Here is a 6,534-nt window from a genome sequence, read left to right as displayed (position 1 = left end):
GCCCGTAGGGGCACCCCCCCGGTCGGGGATTTGAACCGTTACCCCACCGCCGCCATGCGGGCCAGGAAAAAGGCCCAGGTGGTGACAATGCCCCCCAGCAGGTAGTGGGCGGCCCCCACGGCGCGACCCTGGGTAATACTGAGGGCGCGGGGCTGAATCGCTGTCGTAATCTTCAGCTTGTTGTGGGCCCAGACAATCGACTCGATGAGCTCTTGCCAGTAGCCCCGCCCGCTGAACAAAAACATCAGGCTAAAGCCAAAGACAAAGTGCCCGGCTAGGAAAAACAGCCCGTAGGCCGACAGCGCCGACCCGTAGGAGCTAATCACCTGGCTGGCCTGGGCCCAGAGAAAGTCGCGCAGCCAGCCGTTGTTGGTAATCGACGACTGGGCGAAGTTGCCCCCCGTAATGTGGGCAATGGTGCCGTCGGCATCCACCGTGCCCCACACGTCCGACTGCATCTTCCAGAAAAAGTGAAAAATCACGATTGACAGGGAGTTATACATCCAAAACAGGCCCAGAAAGACGTGGTCCCAGGCCGAAACCTGGCAGGTGCCACCCCGCCCCGGCCCGTCGCAGGGAAAGCGGAAGCCCAGTTCGCCCTTATCGGGAATCAGTCGAGAGCTGCGGGCAAACAGCACCCCCTTCAGCAGCACCAGCACCGTTACGTGGATGGTGAAGGCGTGAATGTGGTGAATCAAAAAGTCAGCGGTGCCCAGGGGAATCGGCATCATCGCCACCTTGCCGCCCACGGCCACCACGCCGCCGCCAAAGGCATGGCTGACCGGGCCGCTAAGCCCTGGGGCCGTCACCCCAATACCCGCCAGATCAATATTGCGTAGGCCGCCAAACACGTTGCCCAAGGGCTCTGCCGCCTGTAGGCTGGCCCCCACCGCCATGGTCTGAATGTGCTGCACCCACTGGGCAAAAATCGGCTGCAGCTGAATGCCCGTATCCGAAAACATGTCCTGGGGGCGACCAAAGGCGCGCATGGTGTCGTTGTGACAGTACATGGCAAAGCTGTGGAAGCCCAGGAACTGGCAGGCCCAGGCCAGGTGCGAAATAATCGCGTCCCGGTGGCGCAGCGTTCTGTCCAGCACGTTGTTGACGTTTTGGGCCGGGTCGTAGTCGCGCACCATAAAAATGGCGGCGTGGGCCGCAGCCCCCACAATTAGAAAGCCGCCAATCCAGACGTGGTGGGTAAACAGCGACGTTACCGTGGCGTAGTCGGTGGCCAGGTAGGGGTAGGGCGGCATGGCATACATGTGCTGAGCCACAATAATGCTGAGCGAACCGAGCATAGCCAGGTTGATCGCCAGTTGGGCATGCCAAGAAGTCGTCAGTACCTCAAATAGGCCCCGGTGCCCTACCGGCCCAATGAAGCTCAAAAACGGCAGCATTTTGGGGGTGCGGGCGTCTTCTAGCATCACTTTGATGCTGTGGCCAATGCCAAAGTTGGTGCGGTACATGTGCCCCGCCACGATGAACAACACGGCAATGGCGACATGGTGGTGAGCTATGTCGGTCATCCACAGTCCCCCAGTGACCGGGTTGAGCCCCCCCTTAAAGGTGAGAAAGTCGGTATAGGCCGACCAGTTCAGGGTGAAAAAGGGCTTTACTCCCTGGGCAAAGCTGGGGTACAGATCCACCATCAGGGCTTTATTGAGAATAAAGTCGTGGGGCAGCGGAACTTTGTCCAAGGGCACCCCCGCATCCAGCAGTCTGTTGGTGGGCACCGCCACGTGAATCAGGTGCCCGGCCCAGCCTAAAGAGCCCAGACCCAGCAGCCCCGCCAGGTGGTGGTTGAGCATCGACTGCACATTCTGAAACCACTCCAGCTTAGGGGCGCGCACATGGTAGTGAAACCAGCCCGCAAACAGCATCAGCGCCGCCATGACCAGGGCCCCCATGGCCGTCCAAAACAGCTGGAACTCGTGGGTAAACCCCTCGCCCCGCCACATTTGAAACAACCCCGAGGTAATTTGAATGCCCCGGAACCCGTCGCCCATGTCGGCGTTGAGCAGTTCTTGGCCAAAGATTGGCCACACCACCTGGGCGCTGGGCTTGATGTGAGCAGGGTCGGTCATCCAGGATGAAAAGTTAGAAAACCTGGCCCCGTGAAAATACATGCCGCTCAGCCACAGAAAGACCACCGCCAGGTGACCAAAATGGGCCGAAAAAATCTGGCGCGAAATATCTTCTAAATCGCTGTTGTGGCTGTCAAAGTCGTGGGCGTCGGCGTGGAGATTCCAAATCCAGGTGGTGGTTTTGGGGCCTCGGGCCAGGGTGCGGTCAAAATGACCCGGCTGCGCCCATTTGTCAAAAGATGTGGGCACCGGATTAGTATCGACAACAACCCTGACCGGTTGCCTTTGCTCCGGAGGACTGGCTGTCATGGAAACGCTCCTTCTGTCACTAAACAATCTGTTGCTAACCATCTGGCGTTAGCCCAGGGCTAATAAGTTGGCGTTAGCCTTGTCGTTGCTAGCCCAAGGGGTCACTGACTTGCTGCAATAGCAGACCCCCATCGTCGGCAGCGGCTGCTGCGCGATCGGCGGCGGCACTCAGCAAAATTGGAACCGACATGGTGTCTGTCTCTTCAATGGCCTTAATGCCCTGGTTGGCCTGGGTTACGAGGTCGGCCCAGGTGGGCACCACGGTCTTTTGGGCATAGCTCTCCATGGCACCGCCCACCGAAAATCGATCAAACCCAAAGGCGGCCATATCCACTCCCAACGCTGCCGACCAAATCCCCGCAACCGGAAAGGCGGCCAGGAAAAAGTGCAGCGATCGCGAATCTTTAAATTTCATGCCTCGCCAGAGCAGCTTCTCCTGGTGGGCTTGGGCATAGTCAAAGCTATAGGTTTGACCGGGTCTCACGGCCCAGGCGGGTTTCTTCCACCCCAAGGGGCGATGCTCCCGAGAGGCTTCGCCAACGCCCGGGCGAATAACTGCCGAGGTCACCAGAGAACCATGGGCCGCACAGAGCAACGACCCGCCAAATACGCCAATTACCCCAAGCTGGTGAAATGGGCTGGCCAGAATGTTGTGGTCGGCCTGAAATTGCAGCATGAAGGTGAAGGTGCCGGAAATTCCCAGGGGCATACCCGAAGAAAAACTCCCCTGGCCCACCGGATAAATCAGCAGCACCGACACCGCTGCCGCCACCGGAGCCGTAAACGCCAGCGAAATCCAGGGGCGCATGCCCAGGCGATAGCTCAGCTCCCACTCCCGATCTTGATAGCTGATGATGCCAATCACAAAGTGCAGCACGATCAGCTGATAGGGGCCACCGTTGGTCAGCCATTCCTGCAAAGAGGCGGCCTCCCAAATGGGGTAAAAATGTAGCCCAATGGCCGCCGATGTCGGCACCACGGCCCCACTAATCAGGTTATTACCGTCAAGCAGGGCGCCCGAAATGGCTCGCCCAGTGCCATCCATATCTACCGCTGGAGCGGCGATAAAGGCCAGAACAAACACGGTGGCAGCCGTAGCCATCGTGGGTATCATAAGCACCCCAAACCAGCCAACATAAATGCGGTTTTCAGTACTCGTTACCCACCGACAAAAGCGCTCCCAAGGGTTAATTTGTCTGCGCCCTAAACCAGCCGGTGTGCGGCGAGTTATCTCTGCGGCTTCAAGTTGGCTAGAACGATTGATGGCAACCGTTCTACCAAGCTGTGTGGTCATAAGTAGTTCCTCAACCAAAACTGACGGCACCCCCTCCAACGCAGGGTTGGCCGTGCTCAATTACTGCTTAACCTAGAAGAGAAAAATGAAGAACCTATGAATGTGAAAATCTGCTTTAAGGAACGTTACACGCCCATTTAAGGGGTTGAAAGTTCTCTGGCCCAAGCAAATGAAGGACTTCCTCCACCCCAAATTTAGCTCAGGACAAGCTGTGAAAGAACGGGGTAAACATTCCCTTCTAGGAGAGGTAGAGATAGGGGAGACATAGAGATGGGTTTGCCTAAGCCAACGAGTCTCTGCACCGTGGATCCCTGCCCCTGTGGCCATCAGGCAGACACTTACAGAAATGGGATGTACCCGCCAATCTGCTGGCGCGATCGCTTCCAGAACAGAGCACAAAAAGATGAATTTCTTGGGAATCTTTCGCTAAATTATGGATGAATTCAAGGGTTTTATTAATCTTTATTTTCATCTAAAGAAATATTTTTTAAGTCTACTTAATCAGAATAAAAAACATAGAAATATGGTAGCTTCAAACCTACTGAAGCGCTTTTAAGGATAATTTAATGGCTCAATTTTTTGAAAAATTTATGCCAGGAAGAATCCTCCTGATAGTTGGCCTAGCTATAGTTATAGCTTTTCAAATACCCACTAAAGCCGCCCTCGCTATTGAAATCAGCGAGTCGGCCCGCACGGTGCCGCTCAACGCATCGGGTGATGTCATCACCTTGACCGAACAACAGCTTGCCAACGGTCGCAAGAAATTTAACGGCACCTGCTCTGCTTGCCATTTAGACGGCATTACTAAGCCCAATCCAGATATTAGTCTGGCCCCACAGACTCTGGCCTTAGCACTCCCTGCTCGCGACAATTTAGAAGGAATTATTGACTACTTGAAAAATCCCACCACCTACGACGGCCTAGGGTCACTGGAAGAACTTCATCCCTCCACGGCCAGGGTCGATTTATTCCCCAGAATGAAGACGCTCACCGATCAAGATTTAGCGGATATCTCTGGCTATGTGTTAGCCCAGCCCAATATTATTGGTCGCATCTGGGCCAGCGGCAAGCCTGGACGCTAATCCACCGGAGCAAGCTATAAACCAAGGTGCTCAGGCCATGCCTGAGCACCTTTTTGTTGGAAGTTTATTGTCGCCAGCCGATAGGGCAGCCTAGCGCTGGACAAACTGCATTGCCGCGATCGCACCCAAGAAAAACACCGTCGGGACAGCCAGGGTGTGAACCGCTAGCCACCGCACGGTAAAGATAGGATATGACTGCGGCTGATCAACGTTGTAGTTAGCCATGGGGGTTCTCCATAATTATCACAGCAGTAAAACGTGCTATCGAAAATATGTTGCTGGGCCTAAGTCTGTGAGGGACTCATCTTTGGCAACTTCTCTGGGGCTAGTGCTCTACGGCGGCAGTAGCCCACCGGTTGACTAACGCGAAAACCCTGGTCAGACCTGGAATTCCCGTTCTGCCTTCTGCTTCTGCCTTCTGCCTTCTGCCTTCTGCCTTCTGCCTTCTGCCTTCTGCCTCTGCCTTCCGCCTTCTGCCTTTCAAAACTAGGCCATTTCTGAGTTCAGTCGGGCGTAGAAAACACCCTGGATTTTGACATCCATGGGATCTTTAGCGCCAAAGTCGGTATCCGAGGGCTGAATGCTTTCAAACACCCCCGCGATTTCTCCGGTACCCTGGTCTACCCGCTCTACCCGCAGGGTCAACGTGCCTTCGTCAACCTCAAAGACTTTTGTATTCGAGCGCTGAAACTCTTTACTATCGGCCTGGGGGGGTAAGCCTACGGCGGCATCGTAGCCCACCATAACCCCACGCCCTTTGGGGTCTAAAAAGCCTGCGGTGCGGTAGGCCGGTACCTGAAAGGTGCCGCTGAACTGGGTTAAGGGGTTGATGCTCTTGGCCGCTTCCAGCGTTTGCGCCACCAGCCCCTTGATAGAAAAGAGCAGCGGCACGCGCTCGCCATCGGGGAGTTGCACCGTAATCGGCTGAAAGTCGAAGCCGCTTTGTTCCATAAAGGTCAGGCGACCGTCGGCATCGGCTTTTAATACTCCACTGACCTGGTCAATGGAAAAACTAGCTCGGGTCAGCGGCTTGGTGGGCATAAACTGGGTGGCCTGGCTGGCGCTGGCGCGCTTGACCAACGGCTCCTGCTTAACCAAGAAGGCGGTGGGCTGTAAACACATCTCCTCTAGGGTGTAGGACTGATTAGGAGCAATGGCGATCGCATCTCGCCGGGTTTCAGAAATTTGCGGGCATAGGTTAGCCAACCCGCTTCCTTTAATTTGGTCATAGCTCAAAGCTTGATCTCCCGCTCGGGGGCTGCCGCTGCACGCTGTAATCAGCCCCAGGCAAAGGGCTAAAACTACAGCAACCAAGGTGCGATAGCGCATAAAAATTGACCTCTTTGGCATAGGGTTTACTGCGGCTTTCTGGACAACAGAGAAGGACGCTGCCGCCTAGGCCACACCCAGGACAATCATTGATTGAAGCACTAAACTCTGAAATTCCTGGGAAGACGCTAAGTAGGAAGACCCAATCAAATATAAGACCGTGTAGGTTGCGGTTGAGGAACGAAACCCAACACCTGCATGGGTTACGCTATCGCTAACCCATCCTACATTTGAATTAACCCAGCTACTTATCGGTACTCAGTATGAAAAGGTATCGGTTTAAAGCGGGGCAAATTTATTAGATAGCCGTCAGAAGCCAGGAGTAGGAGTTAGGAGAGCGCGGCCTGCTGGCTCCTGGCTTCTAAATCCCCACACCCAGACTTGCCCTAGATCATGTTGATACCCGGACTATCTGCCTGGACTTCCTGCTGCGTCC

The 6,534-nt window shown here is 55.2% G+C and carries 5 protein-coding genes; 1 reads left to right on the top strand and 4 read right to left on the bottom strand.

Annotated features, from left to right (window positions below; all coding sequences use genetic code 11):
* Positions 1-38 precede the first annotated feature (38 nt).
* On the bottom strand, positions 39-2,393 hold the full coding sequence (gene psaA, locus IQ254_RS14475) for a photosystem I core protein PsaA (RefSeq protein ID WP_193966862.1): 2,355 nt from the start codon (positions 2,391-2,393) through the stop codon (positions 39-41).
* Between the two features lie 88 nt (positions 2,394-2,481).
* Positions 2,482-3,687, bottom strand: coding sequence for a photosystem II q(b) protein (locus IQ254_RS14470; RefSeq protein WP_193966861.1), 1,206 nt, complete (start codon positions 3,685-3,687; stop codon positions 2,482-2,484).
* A gap of 566 nt (positions 3,688-4,253) precedes the next feature.
* Between IQ254_RS14470 and psbV the strand changes: the two genes are divergently transcribed.
* Entirely contained in the window at positions 4,254-4,769 is a 516-nt protein-coding gene (psbV, locus tag IQ254_RS14465) for a photosystem II cytochrome c-550 (protein ID WP_193966860.1), read from the top strand.
* A 90-nt stretch (positions 4,770-4,859) separates the two neighbouring features.
* Here psbV and psbF read toward each other — a convergent pair whose 3' ends face one another.
* Both psbF and IQ254_RS14455 read right to left on the bottom strand, forming a co-directional pair.
* Positions 4,860-4,994, bottom strand: coding sequence for a cytochrome b559 subunit beta (gene psbF / locus IQ254_RS14460; protein WP_193966859.1), 135 nt, complete (start codon positions 4,992-4,994; stop codon positions 4,860-4,862).
* A 261-nt stretch (positions 4,995-5,255) separates the two neighbouring features.
* Positions 5,256-6,098 carry a photosystem II manganese-stabilizing polypeptide gene (locus tag IQ254_RS14455; RefSeq protein WP_193966858.1) on the bottom strand — a complete coding sequence of 281 codons (843 nt, stop codon included), beginning with the start codon at positions 6,096-6,098 and terminating at the stop codon, positions 5,256-5,258.
* Between the last annotated feature and the right edge of the window lie 436 nt (positions 6,099-6,534).

The organism is Nodosilinea sp. LEGE 07088 (assembly GCF_015207395.1).
Taxonomy (GTDB): domain Bacteria; phylum Cyanobacteriota; class Cyanobacteriia; order Phormidesmidales; family Phormidesmidaceae; genus Nodosilinea.
The sequence above is the reverse complement of the archived record's forward strand: the minus strand, read 5'-3'. Positions and strand labels throughout refer to the sequence as shown.

Excerpts from the sequence above, each read along its gene's own strand:
- IQ254_RS14455 (WP_193966858.1), bottom strand. The coding sequence starts at position 6,098 with ATGCGCTATCGCACCTTGGTTGCTGTAGTTTTAGCCCTTTGCCTGGGG.
- psaA (WP_193966862.1), bottom strand. The coding sequence starts at position 2,393 with ATGACAGCCAGTCCTCCGGAGCAAAGGCAACCGGTCAGGGTTGTTGTC.
- psbV (WP_193966860.1), top strand. The coding sequence starts at position 4,254 with ATGGCTCAATTTTTTGAAAAATTTATGCCAGGAAGAATCCTCCTGATA.
- psbF (WP_193966859.1), bottom strand. The coding sequence starts at position 4,994 with ATGGCTAACTACAACGTTGATCAGCCGCAGTCATATCCTATCTTTACC.
- IQ254_RS14470 (WP_193966861.1), bottom strand. The coding sequence starts at position 3,687 with ATGACCACACAGCTTGGTAGAACGGTTGCCATCAATCGTTCTAGCCAA.